16 protein-coding genes are annotated in these 18,072 nt (G+C 44.2%); 2 read left to right on the top strand and 14 right to left on the bottom strand.

What is annotated here, in order from left to right:
* Positions 1–21: 21 nt before the first annotated feature.
* From ACJROX_RS15740 to ACJROX_RS15700, 9 genes are all read right to left on the bottom strand, one after another.
* Positions 22–684 carry a 3-oxoacid CoA-transferase subunit B gene (locus ACJROX_RS15740; protein ID WP_408006162.1) on the bottom strand — a complete coding sequence of 221 codons (663 nt, stop codon included), beginning with the start codon at positions 682–684 and terminating at the stop codon, positions 22–24.
* On the bottom strand, positions 627–1,328 hold the full coding sequence (locus ACJROX_RS15735; protein ID WP_408011679.1) for a CoA transferase subunit A: 702 nt from the start codon (positions 1,326–1,328) through the stop codon (positions 627–629). Before ACJROX_RS15735 ends, ACJROX_RS15740 begins: the two co-directional genes overlap by 58 nt.
* 45 nt (positions 1,329–1,373) lie before the next feature.
* Positions 1,374–2,744: an aspartate aminotransferase family protein gene (locus ACJROX_RS15730; RefSeq protein ID WP_408006161.1), complete on the bottom strand. Its 1,371-nt coding sequence runs from the start codon at positions 2,742–2,744 to the stop codon at positions 1,374–1,376.
* Positions 2,745–2,955: 211 nt separating this feature from the next.
* Positions 2,956–3,228, bottom strand: a complete 273-nt coding sequence (locus ACJROX_RS15725; RefSeq protein WP_408006160.1) for a YokU family protein — start codon at positions 3,226–3,228, stop codon at positions 2,956–2,958.
* 11 nt (positions 3,229–3,239) lie between these two features.
* Complete coding sequence (ablA, locus tag ACJROX_RS15720) at positions 3,240–4,628, bottom strand: lysine 2,3-aminomutase (RefSeq protein WP_408006159.1); 1,389 nt, start codon at positions 4,626–4,628, stop codon at positions 3,240–3,242.
* A 180-nt stretch (positions 4,629–4,808) separates the two neighbouring features.
* On the bottom strand, positions 4,809–6,224 hold the full coding sequence (locus ACJROX_RS15715) for a sigma-54 interaction domain-containing protein (protein ID WP_408006158.1): 1,416 nt from the start codon (positions 6,222–6,224) through the stop codon (positions 4,809–4,811).
* A gap of 69 nt (positions 6,225–6,293) precedes the next feature.
* The gene (gene ablB, locus ACJROX_RS15710) at positions 6,294–7,154 is read right to left on the bottom strand and encodes a putative beta-lysine N-acetyltransferase (RefSeq protein WP_408006157.1); all 861 of its coding nucleotides are present in this window, start codon (positions 7,152–7,154) and stop codon (positions 6,294–6,296) included.
* A 154-nt stretch (positions 7,155–7,308) separates the two neighbouring features.
* Positions 7,309–7,914 (bottom strand): trimeric intracellular cation channel family protein, encoded by a 606-nt coding sequence (locus ACJROX_RS15705; protein WP_408006156.1) that lies wholly within the window; start codon positions 7,912–7,914, stop codon positions 7,309–7,311.
* A 606-nt stretch (positions 7,915–8,520) separates the two neighbouring features.
* On the bottom strand, positions 8,521–9,354 hold the full coding sequence (locus ACJROX_RS15700) for a sulfurtransferase (RefSeq protein ID WP_408006155.1): 834 nt from the start codon (positions 9,352–9,354) through the stop codon (positions 8,521–8,523).
* A gap of 153 nt (positions 9,355–9,507) precedes the next feature.
* Between ACJROX_RS15700 and ACJROX_RS15695 the strand changes: the two genes are divergently transcribed.
* The gene (locus ACJROX_RS15695) at positions 9,508–10,674 is read left to right on the top strand and encodes an aminotransferase A (protein WP_408006154.1); all 1,167 of its coding nucleotides are present in this window, start codon (positions 9,508–9,510) and stop codon (positions 10,672–10,674) included.
* Between the two features lie 190 nt (positions 10,675–10,864).
* Here ACJROX_RS15695 and ACJROX_RS15690 read toward each other — a convergent pair whose 3' ends face one another.
* The 5 genes from ACJROX_RS15690 to ACJROX_RS15670 form a co-directional block, all read right to left on the bottom strand.
* On the bottom strand, positions 10,865–11,401 hold the full coding sequence (locus ACJROX_RS15690; protein ID WP_408006153.1) for a DJ-1/PfpI family protein: 537 nt from the start codon (positions 11,399–11,401) through the stop codon (positions 10,865–10,867).
* A 21-nt stretch (positions 11,402–11,422) separates the two neighbouring features.
* Complete coding sequence (locus ACJROX_RS15685) at positions 11,423–11,755, bottom strand: thioredoxin family protein (RefSeq protein WP_408006152.1); 333 nt, start codon at positions 11,753–11,755, stop codon at positions 11,423–11,425.
* Positions 11,756–12,041: 286 nt separating this feature from the next.
* Positions 12,042–12,302: a DUF2533 family protein gene (locus ACJROX_RS15680; RefSeq protein WP_408006151.1), complete on the bottom strand. Its 261-nt coding sequence runs from the start codon at positions 12,300–12,302 to the stop codon at positions 12,042–12,044.
* 10 nt (positions 12,303–12,312) lie between these two features.
* Positions 12,313–12,501 carry a hypothetical protein gene (locus ACJROX_RS15675; RefSeq protein WP_408006150.1) on the bottom strand — a complete coding sequence of 63 codons (189 nt, stop codon included), beginning with the start codon at positions 12,499–12,501 and terminating at the stop codon, positions 12,313–12,315.
* On the bottom strand, positions 12,491–16,105 hold the full coding sequence (locus ACJROX_RS15670; protein WP_408006149.1) for a dynamin family protein: 3,615 nt from the start codon (positions 16,103–16,105) through the stop codon (positions 12,491–12,493). Before ACJROX_RS15670 ends, ACJROX_RS15675 begins: the two co-directional genes overlap by 11 nt.
* A gap of 164 nt (positions 16,106–16,269) precedes the next feature.
* Here ACJROX_RS15670 and ACJROX_RS15665 point away from each other — a divergent pair, with 164 nt between their 5' ends.
* On the top strand, positions 16,270–17,868 hold the full coding sequence (locus ACJROX_RS15665; protein WP_408006148.1) for a Na+/H+ antiporter: 1,599 nt from the start codon (positions 16,270–16,272) through the stop codon (positions 17,866–17,868).
* Positions 17,869–18,072: the final 204 nt, after the last annotated feature.

Raw genomic sequence — 18,072 nt, 5'->3', positions numbered from 1 at the left:
CTCCTTCCTACTATGTAATTTTCAAGAATTGATCGTCAAAGTCCTGCTGACTTTGAATGTCGCTTCTGTTGCTTCTTTAATTTCCTTTAGTGAGTATGGGTGCATGATTTCGATCAGTTCGAGGCCGTTGTCATTCACTTCGAAAACCGCCATCTCGGTGATGATCATATTCGCGCCTTTTTGGACAGTAAGTGGCAAACGGCAGCGATGGACGATTTTGGAGCCGCCATCCTTATTCGTATGGTTCATGAGAACGATCACTTTCTTCGCTTTTTGTGCGAGGTCGATGGCACCACCCATTCCAGGGACTCGTTTTCCCGGAACGATCCAGTTGGCGATGTCTCCTTCTTCACTCACTTCAAGTGCACCCAGGATCGTCATGTCGAGATACCCTTTGCGGATGATTCCGAATGCTGTAGCACTATCGAAGTAAGAAGCACCAGGAATCAATGTTACGGGATAACCACCAGCATTGGATAGGTGGCCGTCTTCCGTCCCTTCGGCAGGAGAAGGCCCCATCCCGAGGATGCCGTTCTCCGTATGCAGCATCACACCTAGTTCTGGTTTCAGATAATCAGCTACTAACGTCGGAATCCCGATGCCAAGGTTGACGATCATCCCTTCGGTTATTTCTTGTGCGGCACGTTTGGCGATCCGTCTGCGCGTTTCAGCTCCCAAACCCATTGCCAATCCACCCCTTTACTTGGTACGACATAATCGACGAATGCCCCTGGTGTGACGATACATTCCGGATCAAGTTCACCTGCTTCAACGATCCGTTCTACCTCAACGATCGTAATGTTTCCAGCGGTCGCAACATGCGGGTTCGTATTGCGGGCACTTTTATCATAGGTGAGGTTGCCGTAAACGTCCGCTTCCTTCGCGTATACGATCGATACATCCGCAGTAAGTGCCGGCTCGATCATATATTCATGACCTGAAACCGTCACCTTCTGCTTTCCTTTTTCAACAAGTGTCCCGAGACCAACATCGACAAGGATACCGCCGAGCCCCATGCCACCTGCACGAATTTTCTCAGCCAATGTCCCTTGTGGATAAAATTCAACATCAAGTTCACCATCATGCATCTGCTTGCCGGCTTCCGGATTTGAACCGATATGTGAAACAACGATGCGTCGGACCCGCTTTTCGGTGATCAGCTTGCCTGGCCCGATCCACGGGAAACCGACGTCGTTCGAAATCAACTCGATGTCATTCGTTCCTAGATCCAAAATGAAATTGATCAGGCTCGGAGGAGCACCAACTCCACCAAATCCACCACACATCAAGGTCATTCCATCTTTAAAATGTGAAGCAAGGTCTTCCATATTGACAACTTTTGAAGGAATATTCGGATTCAAGCAGTCCTCCCCCTAACTGATCGAGCGATGCTGCAGAAGTCCCTCTTGGTCGAGTTCCTGGCTGATTTCAGCGATCGCTTCTTCTAGTGTCGATAATAAAAACTTCCATTCTTCCTTACTGATTATTAGTGGTGGCGCGACGATGATCGCATCACCAGCCGTTCCATTGATACCACCGACTGCCGGATAGACGATCAGCCCTTTCTCAAAGCATTTCTTGATGATCCGCTCGGTAACGAAAGTGTGGATTGGGAAGCATTCTTTCGTATCAGGGTTGCTGACAAATTCAAACCCCCACATCATCCCTTTGCCACGCACATCCCCGATGACCGGATAACGGTGTGAAAGCTGTGAAAGTTCTTTTTCAACATATGGCTCAAGCTGGGCCACATGGTCGATGATTTGATGGCGTTCAATATAATTGAGAACAGCAAGGCCTATCGCTGCGGATTGCGGATTCCCACTGAAAGTGTGGCCACTCATGATTACTTTCGATCCACTCTCGATTGTTTGATAAATATGCTTCGACACCATCGTCGCAGCAATCGGCGTGTACCCACCACTCAGGCCTTTTCCGAGTGCCATGACATCCGGTTCAATGCCCCAATGCTCCATCGCAAATGTTTTCCCCGTACGGCCGAAACCTGTCATGACCTCGTCAGCGATCAGCAGGATTTCATAATGCTGGCATATTTCTTTTATCCGATTGAAATAAGGTTCCGGCGGGACGATCGCTCCACCCGCTGCCCCGATGATCGGCTCGAAAATGAAAGCGGCGATTTTATCTGCTCCAATCCGCTGGATGGCTGTTTCAAGCTCGTTAGCACACTTCATTCCGCAAGTCGGGAACGTATCATAAAATGGGCATTGATAGCAATACGGTGGTGACACGACCGGATAATCTGCAAGTAAAGATGCGAATCGATTACGGCGCAGGACATGTCCGGACATCGATAGAGCCCCGAGCGTAATTCCATGGTAACTGGTCCACCTAGAAACGACACGGTCTTTGTCCTTGCGTCCTTTTTCCTGCCAATATTGAACGGCAATTTTCAACGCCGTTTCGGTCGCTTCTGACCCACTGTTCACAAAAAACGTGTAATCGAGATCTCCAGGCGCCATTTGTGCAAGTTTGTCTGCGAGTTCTTCTGCCGGACGGTTCGTAAATTGTGATCGATAGGAGAATGAGATCTTTTCCGCTTGTTCCTTCATCGCTTCAATGATTTCAACAACACCATGCCCAATATTGGCTGTGACTGCACCAGATGCGCCGTCCAAATATCGGTTACCTTCCGTATCATACAAATAGATCCCTTTCCCGTACGCAACTTCCGGGTATGATGCTCCAAGTAATGGTTTGATCAGATGAGATTCTTTGGCCATGGCTATATAACACCTCTTTCCTATGTCGGAAAAAGCAGCGAGATGATCGCCGCTTCCCCGCTTCGTGATGTTGGAAATGGACTTGATTTAATAAAATGTCAAAGTAATTATTGGTTTTGTTAAAATTAACTGCACCTTTGTCAGAATAGTTTTCTGTTATGGCAAAATAAAGTGAAGGTTTGTCAAGATAGGCCCTTCCGACATTTAATATTTACAACTTGAAGTAATTCCGCTTCAGAAAACGCGGCACATCCATCAGTTCTTTGAACGTGAGCGAATTCGGCAGCGGTTTTGTATCAATTAACATCATCTGGTCTTCTATTTCTTCAACAAGCGTTTCCTCCTGATATTCCATGCCGCAATCCGGGCATGTAACAGAGGGGATTTCCTTTATTTCGATTGCTCGTGAGCCATCAGGCAATTCCCAATATCCCGTCATTTTCGCTTCTTCTGCTTGGTTTGAATCACACCACATGCACTGCATCGAATACCTCCCTACTCAGCTGTCTTTTGTTGTTCGGCTTGCCATTTTCGCTCGATCATTTCATCACGTTTCGAGCGACGGTCCTTCAGTGATGAGTGTTCCGGATCCGTTTCATATGTCTTGCGGCGGTTCAAGCGCTGTAATCCTTCTGGAACAAGGTTGAATGCTTCATCCCGCATCAAGCTGGCAATGCCGACTGTCTTCGGTTTTTCTGCAATCTGATATACTTCATCAAAATATGCTTCTGCACGGCCCGGCACATAATTTTCTGGTTCCGGATACGTGGTGATCACACCTTCAAAGTTACGCAGCACGACTTTATCTGCACTTTGGGAAATGATGTAGTTTGGCTGGACTACGATCTTTCCACCTCCACCCGGTGCATCGACCACGAAGGTTGGTACCGCATAACCAGATGTGTGCCCTCTGAGCGACTCGATGATTTCAATTCCCTTTGAAACCGGTGCCCTGAAGTGACCGATTCCTTCTGACAGATCACACTGATAGATATAGTAAGGACGAACTCGGATTTTGACGAGGTCGTGCATCAACTTTTTCATGATGTAAGGACTGTCATTGATCCCCGCCAGGATGACGGCCTGGTTTCCGACCGGTACACCAGCATCAGCAAGCATTTCACAAGCACGTTTCGAGTCTTCGGTAATTTCAATCGATGTATTAAAATGTGTATTCAGCCATACTGGGTGGTATTTCTTCAAGATATTGCACAGGTTCTCCGTGATACGTTGCGGGAACACGACCGGTGCCCGGGTCCCTATCCGGATGATTTCTACATGTGGAATCGCTCTTAAATTTTTCAACACATATTCTAAAATATTATCGTTGATCAATAAGCCGTCGCCACCAGAGATGAGAACATCACGGACAACAGGCGTTTTCGCGATATAATCGATCGCTGCATCCAATTGCTTTTTCGGTATACCCATCCCGATCTGGCCGGAAAAGCGGCGCCTCGTGCAATAACGGCAATACATCGAGCATTGGTTTGTCACCAAGAACAAGACACGGTCAGGATAACGATGCGTTAAGCCTGGTACAGGTGAATCTTCATCCTCGTGCAAAGGATCCTCAAGATCATATTTTGTTTTGTTGATTTCCGCTGAGATTGGCACAGACTGCATTCGAACCGGACATCTCGGATCATCCGGATTCATAAGTGATGCATAATAAGGTGTAATGTTCAGAGGAATGGTCTTGGTTGATATACGTACACCTTCTTCTTCTTCAGGTGTCAGGTTCACGACTTTTTTCAGCTGGTCGACGTTACGGATCGTATTTGTAAGTTGCCACAGCCAATTATTCCATTGTTCATCAGTGACATCTTTCCAAAGCTCAATGTCCTTCCAGTGACGGTCTGGTTTGTAAACGAAGTCTTTCATGTCATTCCTCCCATTTAAAATCTACTCATCTATCTATAATGCAAGTTTTATGCCAATTTTTATTGTTCTGAATTTTGAGGTTGCAATATATCATATGTGCAGGGATCTATAAGGGGTGAATGACTATTTTTCCAGTGGCGCTGGATTGGTCGTAATCAGAGGGTATGACAAGAACACCGCCTAATTTTCGGCAGTGCTCTTGTCATTGAGTTTCGAAAGCTTATATTGCAAGGTCTGTCGCGGTATTTTCAAAAGCTTTGCCGCCTGCTGGATATTACCATCTGTTGCGGTCATGGCTTTGTTGATCCACATTTCTTCCGTATCTGAGATCGCTTCCCGAAGTGACGGAATACCGCCTATTTCTCCAGGGATTTCAGATGCCTCAATCAAATGGACCGGAATATGGTCGAGAGTCAATGTATCATCTGATATTAAGTTCAACGCCGATTCGATTGCATGCTCGAGTTCACGTACATTTCCTGGCCACTCATACTCCTGGAATAGATGCTTCACTTCATCTGAAACCCTTGTGACGAGTTTCCCGAACTTGAAATTATACCTCTGGATGAAATGATCCGTCAGTAACGGTATGTCTTTTCTTCTTGCGCGCAGTGGCGGAATTTTCAAGTAAATGACGTTTAGACGGTAATACAGGTCTTTTCGAAGTGTTTCTTTTTCAATGCAGATTTTCGGATCTTCATTCATAGCGACTATGACTCGAACATTCACACTTTTTTCCGATGTACTTCCAACCCTGCGGATTTTTCCGTTTTGCAAGACGCGAAGCAATTTCGCCTGGGTTTCAAGCGGCATCGAATTCAATTCATCCAAAAACAATGTCCCTCCATCTGCAAGTTCGAACAGACCTGGGCGATCGACAGCACCGGTATAGCTGCCTTTCGCGGTACCAAACAAAATACTCTCAAGAAGTGACGATGGGATTGCTGCACAGTTTTGGGCAATGAAGGAACGATTGCATCTATCTGATGCATTATGGATCGACTGGACCAACAGTTCTTTTCCCGTCCCTGTTTCTCCGTATACAAGGACTGGAGAAGAAGATTCTGCTGCAATCAAAGCCATCTTTTTCATCTTTAAAAATTCTTCATCCTGGGTTAAAATGTCGGTCATCCGAAAGTTCGTTCCGTTTTCATATTCCTTTGGCGTGTCATCCACGTCATTCCCCTTGACACGCGCCTCCAGATCGAGGAGTTTCCAGGACAATTGTTGGATTTTCGTAAAATCCTTCGCAATCTCAACTGCTCCGACAATTTTTCCTTCGACTTTGATCGGTAACGTTGTGTTGACTGTAACAATCAACTGACCTTTTACATTCGGGTACCGTTGATGCTGATTGTATATCGGTTCCCCAGTTTCAAGCACCTTCAACAGGGTACTCGTTTCTTTCGAGAAAGAGGGAAATACCTCTAAAAGATGTTGCCCGAGCACATCTTCAACCAAAACTCCGTCATGTGAGGCAGCTATTTCGTTATAAAAAACGGTGATCCCTTCTCTATTGATCACATGAATCCCTTCATCAATCGAGCTTAAGATCGCTTGCAGCATTTCTCGGGTGTTCGTTACATCCAAAAGCATGCGGACAACCCTCCTAAAACAAGATGCCAAATTTTTATCATCTGGGTGCCGATTCTTCGGCACCTCTGCTTATCTACGTGACAAATCACATATCCACAAATTCATATCCTCTAATTTATTATAGATGTTGCAGTTCTTTGTGAACCGTCCTGTATAAACGTACTTCCGTTGATGGAAAACAGCATTCATTCCGAACGATAATGCTCGTGCAATCGAGTATACACAATAGATCTGCTGTTCCTTCAAATCATTTTCAAGCTTGGCTATTAAAATTTTCATCAGGCCATTTTTACGATGGTCTGGCAGAGTTGCACAGTCGGTCAGTTCTGCATTGTGGTAGGTAGGATTGATATCCGCGGATGCTGCACTTACGATTCTCCCATCGAATTCGGCCACATAGAAAATCGAATCGTGCTTCATCAACTTTTCAATGTAATCCGGGTCGTTCATCGGAGTCGGGTAAATCTCGAAAACAGCTTGATACAGGTTAGAGAGCTCTTTAGCATCTTTCTCTTCTGCTTTTCTGACCGTGTAGCCAGGTGCATTCGGAAGCTCCAGAGTACAAGGGATTTCTTTTACTTGTTCGATCGTTTCATCTTCATAAATCCAGTACTCACTCGTCCGGCGGCTGTTTTCTGTAAACAGAGCCATGGAATAAGCGTCACTTCCGTTGAAGTAACCGGTATAAAGTGCTTCAAACTGATAGCCTAGCTCAATGAATGTCTTCCAATCTTCCTGCCTTGATTTTACGATGACCTTGGTAAACGGATGTTCATCCAGGAGACGGATGATTTGCTTATGGATGGAGGCTACATTGCCGCGATAATCCTCAATTTTCATACGCTCATTAAAAAAATCCAAACTCACGTCCATCGTATAATCCGTGGAAGTCACCACGCGATCCTCTGTCATAACCTTTACCTCTCTCATCCTGCCAAAAACCCCTTTCGAGATATAGTGACTACATTTATAGATGTTAAATTCCATATGTATATGGTTTTTTCCTTCAAAATAGGACGACTAATGAAAAAGCATCTAAACATAAAAGACCACAGCCTCTCAAAAAGACTGTGATCTTTCAATGCTAGAATGTCTGAAGGTATCGATGTGGCAGCTTCCAGCGGTATTTTGCTGAACACATCCTTAAGAATATGAGGATGGCACTCAGTAAATAAAGTTCCCAGGGTTCATTCGTGATTTCGAGACCGATGAATAAGCCTGCAATAATCGCCCATGCGGCGTAGATATCGTAGCGCAGAACAGTCGGTTTTCGGCCAGCCAACAAATCACGAACAATCCCGCCACCCGTCCCGGTCATGACCGCAGCCATAATGACGGCAGCGAGCGAATGACCGGCAACCGTTGCGTACAATGCACCTTGTACAGCGAATGTCGCTAATCCGATCGCATCGAAAAAGTTCAACCAGGCCCTAGTAAAGTGAATCCAAGTATCTGGAATGATGAAGACGATGAAGATCAAGAGGACCGTAACTTTAATCAGGATGTCTTGCTGCCAAAGCGTCGACATCGGTACTTCTATCAATATATTTCGAATGATCCCTCCGCCAAATGCTGTGGCGAGGCCGAGTATCATTACACCTAGCAAATCATAATCTTCTTCCATAGCGACAATCGCGCCACTGACCGCGAATGCCAATGTGCCGATTACATTGAGGACGTCCCATGTCAATTGCACTCTCCCCTTTACACATTGAATCTATCTCTATTATTCCCATATCTTTTAAAAACCAAGGCTCTGTTATACTTAATTGTTGATTTTTCGCGAAATTCACTCCCCTTCCGCGGGCGATCCGAAAACTCCTCGCTCACTTTCCACATGGATCTCAACACAAAAATGAAATCATTTTCGTGTCTGCGATGGAATTCTTAGAAGCTTTCCTTATGGTGGCTTCTACGTTCACCACAAGACACGTACTTAAATTCCATCCTGGTAGTTTTGCGCCGAGTAACCGCAGGCGCAGGACGTACTTGTACAGGATGTACTGACTTCGACGTTCACTACAGGACGTGGTGGTATTTAGTCGAAGTTCATTATTTTAGTCGAAGATCCTTAAATCGATACGTGGTCTCGCCTGGCTCGCTTTTCCCGCTGGAGTGTCGCGAATTTGACTTAAAGCATTTTTTTATTAGAAATCAACATCAAAATTCAACAAAGTCAAAACCAAAATAGAATGTACAACGTTTCAATGGGAGTAGCAATGATTTTGAAAGACTTTTAAAGACGTTTTTAAAAGATTTTTCTAAAAAACGCTTTCAGTACGGTACGTGAAATTTTTTATTTCGAATCCTCTTCTGTTTCGACTGGATTGCCTTCGTATGAACTCCAGTCGCTCCAGCTGCCGACATAGAGCTTGCTTTTTTTGCCGATTTCATCCAATGCGAGTACATTGACGCAGGCTGTGACACCTGAGCCGCAATAATTGATTAACGGTTTATACAAATGGTTTTCAAAGTGATCTCTCAATTGTTCTTGAGACTTCCATTTTCCTTGTTCGAAGTTGTCGGCAAAGAATTTATTCGCAGCCGATGGGATATGCCCCGCTTTTGCATCGATCGGTTCTGATTTCCCTTCATAACGTTCCACATCGCGCGCATCAATCAGCAACGTTTGATCAAGCTGTGAAGCAAGCCTGACCTCTGTAAGATCTGCGACCATACCCTCTTGTAAATTCGGTCTGTAAGTCGTCTTAACCACCTCAGGTAACTTTTCAGTGAGTGGGTAGCCTTGCTTTTCCCATTCCTGAATCCCGCCATCCAGTACGTATACCTCTTTATGGCCAAGATACTTGAGCATCCACCAAAATCTCGCCGCCATGGCTGTATTCTGTGCATCATATGCGACGACCGTTTTTGATTGATCGATTCCGATCGAACCTAAGAATTGTAAAAATTCCTCGAGAACAGGCAATGGGTGTCGTCCACCGTGTTCTTGTACTTGTCCTGAAAGGTTCTTTTCGAGGTCGGCATAGCTGGAACCCGGAATATGGGCATCCTGATATTCTTCCATACCGCGTTCTTTTTCCTGGAGATAGAACCGGCAATCAACGGGTATTACGTCTTTATCATCAAGTTTCGAGTACAACCAGTCTACGGAAACGATATTTTTCATGGATCACACCTACTTTGATAGAGTTTTTTTCATTGTATCGAAGTCTATTTGGAAAACACAAATGATTGGCGCTTTCGTTGACGCCACTTCGCTAAAACGCTAAACTTCAAATAGATTACATACCAAGCGAATCGGACAAGGAGAGGACCCATTATGGAACAATTCATCAATCCAAGAGTCAAAGAAATACAAATATCCGGTATCCGGCAGTTTTTCAATCGCGTATCAGAGTTTCCAGAGGCGATTTCTCTTACTCTCGGCTTACCCGATTTTCCAACACCTGAACATGTAAAAGAAGCAGGGAAAACAGCAATCGATGAAAACAAGACGACCTATACACATAATGCTGGTTCGATAGAGTTGAGAAATGCCATCGCTAAATTCGTCACTGAAAAATATGGTTTGGAATACCGGGCTGAAGATGAAGTGATCGCGACAACCGGTGCAAGTGAAGCGATCGATATCTCGCTGCGGACGCTTCTTGTAGAAGGCGATGAAGTCATCCTTCCGGGGCCTGTCTATCCTGGCTACGAACCTGTCATTCGCTTATGCGGTGCTAAACCGATCCATGTCGATACACGGGAAACAGGATTCAAGCTTACCGCTGCCCTGATCGAAAAACATCTGACGGACCGGACGAAATGTATCATCCTTCCATATCCGTCGAATCCCACTGGGGTATCGTTAACGAAGGAAGAGCTTGAAGAAATCGCGTTACTTTTAAAAGATAAAAGTGTTTTCGTGCTATCTGATGAGATTTATAGTGAGTTGACATATGGTGAATCTCACCGTTCGATCGCCAATTTCACTGGCATGAAAGAAAAAACGATCGTGATCAACGGGTTATCGAAATCCCACTCGATGACAGGCTGGCGCATCGGATTCATACTCGGGGACGGTGCGATTACAAAACATATTTTAAAAGTCCATCAATACAACGTAACCTGTGTATCATCGATTACCCAGGCCGCAGCGGTCGAAGCATTGACAACAGGGAAAGATGACGCGATGCCTATGCGTGAAATATACAAAGAGCGATTGGAGTATGCGTATGATCGTTTACTCAAAATGGGGCTGGAGATGGATGAGCCGACAGGGGCATTCTATCTTTTTCCTTCTATAAAACAATTCGGCATGAATTCCTGGGACTTTGCTACAAAGCTGCTAGAAGGAGAAAAGCTCGCGGTCGTACCCGGAATCGCCTTCTCCGATTACGGTGATGATTATATCCGGATATCCTACGCTTACCACAAAGACCAACTGAAAGAAGGACTTGATCGCCTTGAACGGTTCATTGGCAGCTTGAAAAAGGAAGACTAGCACATAAAAACTAGCTTGGATTGCTCCAGCTAGTTTTTTAATGTTCTCTAATGGATTTCCCTTTCTTTCAACTACTCCTTTTATGCTTCTTGTACTCTATCATTCTCCGGCATAATCTGCGCTAGGCTTTTTTGTGTATCATCCAGTAAATGGTAACAACAAATACATATTAACCCCTATCCATCTTTATTTAATGTTTGTACCTGCTTCTATCAAAATCAAGATCCAAAGCCTCTCCAATTTTTATGGCGAATTCTATAAAATGAGAGCCTCTCGCGGTGATGAGCTTTCCATCTACTACTACTGGTGCCTCTATCAAAGTTGCATTATTGAATGTATCAAGGAAACTACGTTGTTCAGAAGTGAGACCAGTTGTATACTTTTTTCCATCCAGCAACCCGCTCATCGCTAAGAAATAGGGTGCACTGGAAATAGCTCCAATCCAAACGTTCTTATTACGAAACTTTCCGAGAAATGAGATAAGGCTGGGGTGTCGGTCAAGGTGTTGGAAATCGTCTACTCCCGGGAGAACAATGCTATCCAGTGCTTCTACATCTACTTCCTCGACCCTGACATCAGGGATGCAAGCCAACCCGGCTTCCCCTTTTACTGCATCTTTATCCAACCCGATGAGAACAATTGGTTTTCTGCCTTGCTTCAGTATGGATAATAAAACGGATAATTCATATTCACTGAATCTCGGATAGAGCAATATACCAGTGTACATAATCTCCTCTCCTTCCAAGGCTTATGTATTCATTTCATAGATTCTGTTCAATTTACGATCCAACTGCTCTATCTGTACGAATCTAGCTTCCCGGATAGTCTCCTTTCCATCTACATATAAAAGGAGGACAGGAACCGTGAAGATTGATAGATGCCCCGCGATCTCTTCCAAATAATCAGCGTTTACATGGGCCAATTCGATCTCTGGATACTTGGTCATCATTTCTTTAACCTGTGGAAGTAATGCATGACATACACTGCAATTTGTGCGGGAAATGTATAGGAAGATTAGTCGATGCTCATCTATGAATAGATCGACCTCTTCAATTGAATGCAGATCGCTCATCTCTCTCATTGGACTCACTCCTTTTCGGCACTTAATTCATTTCTGTCTTACTTCTTTATTATACGGAGAATCTCCTTTTTATAAATTTGTTATAAAAAGGGCTCCCCTAAACATCCTTCTTGATGTCGGGAAGCTCCTTAAGATCACTCCAAATATTGTCATTGTCGTAATTTTCGTCTGTTTTGTCGTAATTATTTACGACTTTGTTAAAATTAATGATGCTTTTGTCAAAATTAATTCTACTTTTGTCTTATTAAATCCAAGTTTTGTAAGAATAACGAAAAGTGCTTTAGGGTCAGCTTCGCTTGCAGTACTCCTCTACCATTTCTTTTGTGACATTCTTCCGCTGTGGGACGATGCCTTTCCTTGCAAGTTCGTTGATTTGATCGGTCACCTGGTTGATTTCAGCCAATTCTTTTTCAAAAGGCTGGTCTTCTTTACATTTTAACAGTGTATCTTCAATCAATTGCTCACGCTTATGATCAAGCTCAGCAAATAGTCGGACTCTTTCATGCTGTTCGTTACTATGCTTTGAAATATCTTGGTGGACTGACATGGGATTCCTCCTAGGATTCATTCTTATTCTCTTTGTTCATCAGCTTTTTGACATGCTCTTTCGGTGTCCAGCAGTCAAATCGGTAATCTGGCTTCGTCTCATATCCAAGCCGACTGCAGAAGTACCGGACCGAGTCCGTTTCTTTTTGGACTTGGAAATGGACACAGGTTGCACAGCAATGGAACCGGCTACCCTTCATGCTTTGCCTCTTTTCCTTGGTGCAAAATGTCCTCCAGTTGTTGCCTCGTCTCTATCAATTCATCAAGCTGATCTTTTGAGGCGAAGGCTTCAAGGATACCTGCATAATACTGCTCAATCTCGCCGGCGAATTGCTTCTTCATGTTCTCGATTTCTTGTTCAAGACCATCTCCGTAAAAGGTGCTGAAGTGATTCGTGTACGTTTGCACGATCTCTTGTAGCAGTGGTTGGATCTTTTCTGAGAGTTCTTGGCGCATCACTTCTCTCCCATTCCCTTCAAAGAATTGTTTCGGATTTTTAAACTTTTTTAATGAAGGCTCCAGATCAACGACCGTCCGACCCGGCCACTCAGGATCGATTTCCGGCGTATTCATACTCAATTCCTGCAACTCCATCAATTGACAGGAGCTCCGGTCCGACGTATAGTTCTCCGCCATTTCATAAAAACGGTTCCGTTGTTCATTCAGATGTTTTTCAAGACGCAGAGTCGTCGCTCTCAATTCTTGAGAAAGCTGAAACAACATCGATCCCAACAATTCATCGAGACATTTTTTCAGCTGGTTCTGTTTCATATCTTTCATCAGGACTGATGGATTGAACGCGATCTTGTATTCATCATTGAACGTAAGCATCAACCGTTGTATAACGTAATGGAGCAGTTCCTTCGTCTCCTGGTTCATTGATTTTTTAAAAGGAGAATGCGAGTATGAACCGATATAATCGACGATTTCCGTTTTTTCGCTTTTCAGGCGCTTTTTCTCCTGCTCCTGATGCGCCTCATCTGATTGTGCATGTTCGATCCATTCGGACAGACGGATATACCCTGATTTCATCAGTTCATTCGCCTGGTTGACGGATACTTCATCCCGTTCTCTGATCGTTGCGGATTTGAATTCTTTTTCAAAATGAGTAAAATTGGACTGAAAACCTTCAAGATCCCTAGTACGTTCAAGCAGCGCTTGTTTACTTGATAATGCATACATGCGCGGGAACCGGATTCCATACTCGGTCAATTGATCTGTTACGTAATCTACAACATCTTCCCGCTCTTCCTCATCTTTCGCAAGGTCTGCTGCGTTGATGACAAAATACATCTTATCCATGGAGAACGTATCCTTCACCCGTCCCAATTGGATGAGGAAATCACGATCAGCTTTAGAGAAAGCATGGTTGTAATAGGTCACGAAAACGATCGCATCGGCATTCTTGATATAATCGAAGGCAACCGATGTGTGCCGTGCATTGATCGAATCAGCACCTGGTGTATCGACCAACGTGATTCCTTGCCGCGTCAGTTCACAGTCATAATAGAGCTCGACCGATTCTGTAAAACAGGCCTTGTCCTCCTGAGCCACGAACGATGCAAAATTCGCATGATCGATGAGCTGGTCTGTACCGAGATAATCCTTCATCGCAGGAAAGCCCTTTTCCACAGCTTTCAGGAAATTATAATGAGGATCCGGTCTTTCAGTGTCAATCCTTTTGATAGCTTCAATCCCCTCTTTGATCGATTCACAGCTTTTATCGAATCTGTGCAGCGAATGCTTCAGCTCTTCTAACAAGATTTCAGAAGATTTAATTTCGATTTTGACAGTCCCATGCGGGTATTCTTCTGTGACCGGTAAAATCTTATTGATCGTCGCTGTTGTCGGGTTCGGTGAGACGGGCAGGACATTCTCCTTCAACCAGGCATTGGCAAACGATGATTTACCAGCGCTGAAGGCTCCGAACAATGCGACCGTATATTGTTGGTTTTTGATTTTTTCAGAACGAGTCTTCATCCGGTTCGTCAAATCACTCAACGAATCCCATTTGGATAATAACTCCACTGTCGTGTCAAGACGTGCTGCCGCTTCTTCAACTTGTCCTTGAACAATGTTCGCAGGTTCTTCACCCTGTTCCATGAAGGCGTCCACTTTCTCTTTCATTTCCTCTGCTATATCGGTCCAAGCGCCTTCTTCTGCTTGGACATTAAGGAATTGGAGCACTTGATCAAGCCAGTACGAAGCTTCAGTTGCAGGTTCATCAGACTGGCATATTTCAATCAACCGATCTTTTTCTTTATTGAAAGCATCTTCCCTTTGCTGGGCATGATCCGCCTTTGACTGTTCAGCTTCCAATTCTGCAAGTTTGTCTTCAATATCATTAAGCTCTGGCTTGATGTGATCATTTACATAGGTGGTTTTTATATCCTGAAAAATATCCATCGCCGAACGGCGGTAGCGTTTCTTCAAATCATCTTCCACATCCCGATTGTACTGAAGCACATACGCTTCATTGAACGTAGCCCCTCTCTGTTGCAATCGGTCGACGTCTTCTGCATTGAAACGATGTTCAATTTCATGTACCTGGCTCTCGAGACCCGGCTCATGAATATTGAGTTGTTTAATTTGTTGTTGAAGCTCTTCTTTTATGTGCCATTCTAGTTCAGACGTGACCTTTTCATTTACCGCTTCGACATAACTCTCAATGCGGGCAGCTCGTTCTTCCTCTGTCTTTTTACGGGCGAAAAAGAATCCTGTCTTGAAGTCCTTCTTCATCGCTTCCAAAACAGCACGACCAAACTCACGGACTTCATAAGGGGCGATCCGGGCATTGTCGATCAGCTTTTTCAGTTGATCGATGAAATCCATTTCCACTTGATCCCCTTGTGCTTCAAGCTGTTCTTTCCTTGCTATTAATGCTTCGATTTCTTCTTTAAACCCAGCAACCTCTGAATCTGCTTTTTGCTCCAAGACATCAGGATATTTCCTTTCGAGATATTCATCGATCACTTTTGCCGTCATACTGTTCAAAGTATGATAAATGAACGCTTCCTTGTTCGTTTTTATCGTCTGTAATTCATTCTGTAATTCAGCTAATTGATTTTGTGGATGATCGGCTTCCTTCAATGTAGTGAAATAGATCCCCTTTGCATTGACACCCCATTGTTTAAATGCATGGATCGTTTGTTCAGAGTAATCTCTAAAAGATAGTTCCTCGTCATTATGTTTATCGATCTGATTGATGATGAGGTAGACTTCTTTACCAAGCTCCTGCATCTCTTTCGTAAAATTGAAGTTGAGCTCTGACTGGATATGATTGTAATCCATCACATAAACGATCACATCCGCAAGGTGAAGCATAGATTCGGTCGAAATCCTGTGAGCATCATCTACTGAATCGATTCCAGGCGTGTCCATGACCACCGTCTCGTTTTCTAAAAAGGGGTGATACTTATAAATCTCGACGGTCTTGACCTCTTCACCGTTTTTCGAAGCTCGCTTGACCTGAGAAATATCCAATTCACCTGAATAGGAAATCTTGTTCCCATCTTGATCCGTAATAAGGACATGCGGCTCGCCGTTCTTGATTGCGACGATATTCGCACTGGTCGGGATTGGTGAAGAAGGCAGAAGATCGCTACCCATCAACAGGTTGATCATGCTCGATTTTCCGGCAGAAAAATGGCCGCAAAAAGCGATCGTCAACTCGTTTTGGTATGATTTATTTGCTAACTCCTTCACTTTATGTAACAAAGAAGGCGCTGCTTTATTTTTCTTAAGATAGTCATCAAGCCGATAAAAACAGTCGACCCAATGGGTATTACCATTCTGTTTATTCATACACATGTTTACACCTGATTCACGTTGTTTTATCTTTACTTTATCACATTTTAAAACATCTGTGGGCACCTTAAGTTTTTATGAGCATCTTTTCGATATAATAGAAGATAACGTCAATGGAATACTACACCAGACAGGCTGGTATCTTAAGGAAAGGAGTACATATGGAGACACAATTCGAACTAATACTTTTATTGCTTGCAATTGCAGCAGGGATTACGGCAATCGCAAAGAAATTGAAGCAGCCATATCCGATCGCCCTTGTCATTATCGGTGCCCTCATCGGCATTTTACCTTATGAAGGTCTCGAGGAATTGAAGCATTTTTTTGCAGAGGATGAGATTTTCAGATTCGCGATTATTTCTATTTTCCTCCCAACTTTACTTGGGGAAGCAACATTGAATCTACCTTTTGCCCATATTCGCGAAAATAAGCTGCCGATTCTCGTTCTTGCCGTTGCTGGAACCATGATTACTTTCGTGACTGCGGGTTGGATGACTGCTGTGTTCCTCGGCTTATCGATCCAGGCTGCACTTGTATTCGCAGCCTTGATGGCACCTACCGATCCGATCAGTGTTTTGTCGATTTTCAAGTCAATGGGTGTGAACCATAAACTATCGACTGTGATGGAGGGCGAAAGCTTAGTCAATGATGGACTTGCCGTCGTCTTATTCACGATCGCTGCCTACCAATACGATATGATTCTGGGTGCTGGTGCAGCTGGGATTACCCTGGCACTCGGCGCATTTTTTAAAGTCGTGATCGGAGGACTGCTTGTCGGTGGCGCATTCGGGTATTTCTTCTCACGTCTTGGCTCATTTTATGATGACTATCCGCTCGAAATCGTCTTCTCGATGCTGTTGTTTTACGGATCGTTTTTCGTAGCAGAAGCGTTTCATGTTTCTGGCGTTATCGCCGTTGTGATCGGCGGAATCATCTTCGGCAACTTCGGAAAACAGGTCGGAATGAGCCCGACGACCAGTCTGAGCATTCGTACATTTTGGGATGTCGCGTCCCTGGTAGCGAACTCACTTGTGTTTTTACTTGTCGGCCTTGAAATCACGAGGATCATCGAGACGGTCAACTGGATGCAGGTATTGATCGCCATCGGGATCGTCCTGCTTGCAAGAAGCATTGCGGTCTATTCAACAGTCAGTTTTGTACGTTCCTTGCCGAATAATTGGAAGCACATCTTCAATTGGGGCGGGTTGAAAGGCTCATTATCGTTAGCATTAGCACTTAGTCTGCCAATTGATTTTCCATACCGGGAAGAGATCTTGATGCTGGCTTTCGGTGTCGTCTTCTTCTCGCTTGTCGTTCAAGGATTGACAATCAAACCACTTGTCGGCTTATTAGGCGAGAAATCAAGCAAGGAAGAAAAACTAGAATATGATCGTATCCAGAGCCGGCTATACCGCTATCATTCCGGTCGTAAACATCTAGAAAAAATGGCAGAGGAAGGAACGTTATCTCCGATCGTGTTCACCAGACTCTCGAACCAATACGAAGACGAGTTGAAGCAATTGAACGAGGAACTTGAATCCCTCTATGAACGTGAACCAAAGCTTCGTCAGGAATCTACAGCCAGAGCGATCCGCGAAGCGTTATATGCTGAACATGAAGCACTTGAAAAATTAGAAACCCGGCACATCATCTCTGATGAAATCACGAGTAAAGAAAAAAGGTATGTCCGGGATCTATTGGAACGGGAAGACATGGGTGAACGAGTTGTACTTCATTCGGATGAAGATCAACTCAAATGAACGAAAGTAAATGAAATTCGCTTGTGTTTTTTATTACTTCAAAGGACCAAATGGTACAGCGGTACTCATGAAAGCTTTATGAGGTACTGAATTTGCGAAAATAGAAAAACGAGGGACTCAAAGACGGGTTTTAACACCCTGATTTTGCGAAACTCGAAAAACAAGGGACTCAAAGATGGTTTTAATTTCGAACCAACATATTAA

This window comes from Pseudalkalibacillus sp. A8, from assembly GCF_045920555.1.
Classification (GTDB): Bacteria; Bacillota; Bacilli; order Bacillales; family Fictibacillaceae; genus Pseudalkalibacillus.
This window is presented reverse-complemented; position numbering and strand designations above follow the sequence as displayed.